Annotated in this window: 1 rRNA gene; it reads left to right on the top strand. The window is 56.6% G+C overall.

The window, feature by feature from the left end:
* Positions 1-118 precede the first annotated feature (118 nt).
* Positions 119-3,229, top strand: a 23S ribosomal RNA gene (locus AB0M35_RS29080).
* Positions 3,230-3,274 lie beyond the last annotated feature (45 nt).

Below are 3,274 nucleotides of genomic sequence, written 5' to 3'. Positions count from 1 at the left end.
GTGGTTGCCAGGCATGGCCTGGTCTCGCATACCGCCGGTTTTCCGGGTTTGGTGTGGGGCTTGGGGTTGTGGGTTGGTTGTTTGTTGAGAATTGCACAGTGGACGCGAGCATCTTTGTGGTCAAGTTGTCAAGGGCGAACGGTGGATGCCTTGGCACCAGGAGCCGATGAAGGACGTGGGAGGCCGCGATAGGCCTGGGGGAGCTGTCAACCGAGCTGTGATCCCAGGGTGTCCGAATGGGGTAACCCGGCATCAGTCATGTGATGTCACCTGCACCTGAACTCATAGGGTGTGTGGAGGGAACGCGGGGAAGTGAAACATCTCAGTACCCGTAGGAAGAGAAAACAAATAGTGATTCCGTGAGTAGTGGCGAGCGAAAGCGGATTGAGGCTAAACCGGTTGCGTGTGATACCTGTCAGGGGTTGCGTGGTCGGGGTTGTGGGACCCTGCGAAACGAGCTGACACTCGTTTGAGGAGTTATAAAGCCAGTTGTTAGCTGAATGGTCTGGAAAGGCTGACCGTAGACGGTGATAGTCCGGTAGGTGAAAACAGCTGGTCTTCTGTGGGTGTTCCCGAGTAGCGGCGGACTCCTGAAATCTGCCGTGAATCTGCCAGGACCACCTGGTAAGCCTAAATACTTCCTGGTGACCGATAGCGGACGAGTACCGTGAGGGAATGGTGAAAAGTACCCCGGGAGGGGAGTGAAATAGTACCTGAAACCGTTCGCCTACAATCCGTCGGAGCCTTTAGGGGTGACGGCGTGCCTTTTGAAGAATGAGCCTGCGAGTTAGTGGCATGTGGCGAGGTTAACCCGTGTGGGGGAGCCGTAGCGAAAGCGAGTCTGAAGAGGGCGTTTGAGTCGCATGTTCTAGACCCGAAGCGGAGTGATCTAGCCATGGGCAGGCTGAAGCGTGGGTAAGACCGCGTGGAGGGCCGAACCCACCAACGTTGAAAAGTTGGGGGATGACCTGTGGTTAGGGGTGAAAGGCCAATCAAACTCCGTGATAGCTGGTTCTCCCCGAAATGCATTTAGGTGCAGCGTCGTGTGTTTCTTGCCGGAGGTAGAGCACTGGATGGTCTAGGGGGCCCACAAGCTTACCGAAATCAGCCAAACTCCGAATGCCGGTAAGTGAGAGCGCGGCAGTGAGACTGCGGGGGATAAGCTTCGTAGTCGAGAGGGAAACAGCCCAGATCACCAGCTAAGGCCCCTAAGCGTGTGCTAAGTGGAAAAGGATGTGGGGTCGCATAGACAACCAGGAGGTTGGCTTAGAAGCAGCCACCCTTTAAAGAGTGCGTAATAGCTCACTGGTCAAGTGGTTCCGCGCCGACAATGTAGCGGGGCTCAAGCACACCGCCGAAGCTGTGGCATTCACATTTTAACCCCGCTGGCGCCTTCGGGTGTTGGTGCAGGTGTGTGGATGGGTAGGGGAGCGTCGTGCCGGGGGTGAAGCAGCAGGGTGACCTAGTTGTGGACGCGGCACGAGTGAGAATGCAGGCATGAGTAGCGAAAGAAGGGTGAGAAACCCTTCCGCCGGATGACCAAGGGTTCCAGGGCCAGGTTAATCCGCCCTGGGTGAGTCGGGACCTAAGGCGAGGCCGAGAGGCGTAGTCGATGGACAACGGGTTGATATTCCCGTACCCGCGAAGGAGCGTCCCTGATGAACCTCGTTGTGCTAACCATCCAAACCATCCAAGGCCTTCGGGTTGAGGGTGGGGAGCGTGGGAACCTGGCGGGTAGTAGTCAAGCGATGGGGTGACGCAGGAAGGTAGCTGAGCCCGGCCGGTGGTTGTGCCGGGGTAAGCGTGTAGGCCGTGCTGTAGGCAAATCCGCAGCACATGTAGGCTGAGACGTGATGCCGAGCCGATTCAGGTGAAGTCAGTGATCCTATGCTGCCGAGAAAAGCCTCTAGCGAGTTTCGAGCGGCCCGTACCCCAAACCGACACAGGTGGTCAGGTAGAGAATACCGAGGCGATCGGGCGAACTGTGGTTAAGGAACTCGGCAAATTGCCCCCGTAACTTAGGGAGAAGGGGGGCCGGAGACGTGAAGCCCCGCGCGGGTGGAGCGTTGTATGGCCGCAGAGAGCAGGGGGAAGCGACTGTTTACTAAAAACACAGGTCCATGCGAAGAAGTAATTCGATGTATATGGACTGACGCCTGCCCGGTGCTGGAACGTTAAGGGGACCTGTTAGCTCTTCGGGGCGAAGCGGAGAACTTAAGCGCCAGTAAACGGCGGTGGTAACTATAACCATCCTAAGGTAGCGAAATTCCTTGTCGGGTAAGTTCCGACCTGCACGAATGGCGTAACGACTTCCCCACTGTCTCAACCACAGGCCCGGCGAAATTGCAGTACGAGTAAAGATGCTCGTTACGCGCGGCAGGACGGAAAGACCCCGGGACCTTTACTATAGCTTGACATTGGTATCTGAGTTAGCTTGTGTAGGATAGGTGGGAGCCGGTGAAGCGCATACGCCAGTATGTGTGGAGGCAATCTTGAAATACCACTCTGGTTGATTCGGGTATCTAACTTCGGACCGTTATCCGGTTCAGGGACAGTGTCTGGTGGGTAGTTTAACTGGGGCGGTTGCCTCCTAAAAGGTAACGGAGGCGCCCAAAGGTTCCCTCAGCCTGGTTGGCAATCAGGTGTTGAGTGCAAGTACACAAGGGAGCTTGACTGTGAGACTGACGGGTCGAGCAGGGACGAAAGTCGGGACTAGTGATCCGGCACTTGCGAGTGGAAGCGGTGTCGCTCAACGGATAAAAGGTACCCCGGGGATAACAGGCTGATCTTCCCCAAGAGTCCATATCGACGGGATGGTTTGGCACCTCGATGTCGGCTCGTCGCATCCTGGGGCTGTAGCAGGTCCCAAGGGTTGGGCTGTTCGCCCATTAAAGCGGTACGCGAGCTGGGTTTAGAACGTCGTGAGACAGTTCGGTCCCTATCCGCCGTGCGCGTAGGATACTTGAGAAGGGCTGTCCCTAGTACGAGAGGACCGGGACGGACGAACCTCTGGTGTGCCAGTTGTCCCGCCAGGGGCACGGCTGGTTAGCTACGTTCGGAAGGGATAACCGCTGAAAGCATCTAAGCGGGAAGCCTGCTTCAAGATGAGGTATCCCACCACTTTCGGGTGGGTAAGGCCCCCAGCTAGACGACTGGGTTGATAGGCCGGAAATGTAAGCCCGGTAACGGGTTCAGTTGACCGGTACTAATAGGCCGAGGACTTGCTCACAAAGATTCTGCTCGCGTCCACTGTGTAACTCACAACAAACAAACG

Source organism: Micromonospora sp. NPDC051196 (assembly GCF_040682415.1).
Classification (GTDB): Bacteria; Actinomycetota; Actinomycetes; order Mycobacteriales; family Micromonosporaceae; genus Micromonospora.
This window is presented reverse-complemented; position numbering and strand designations above follow the sequence as displayed.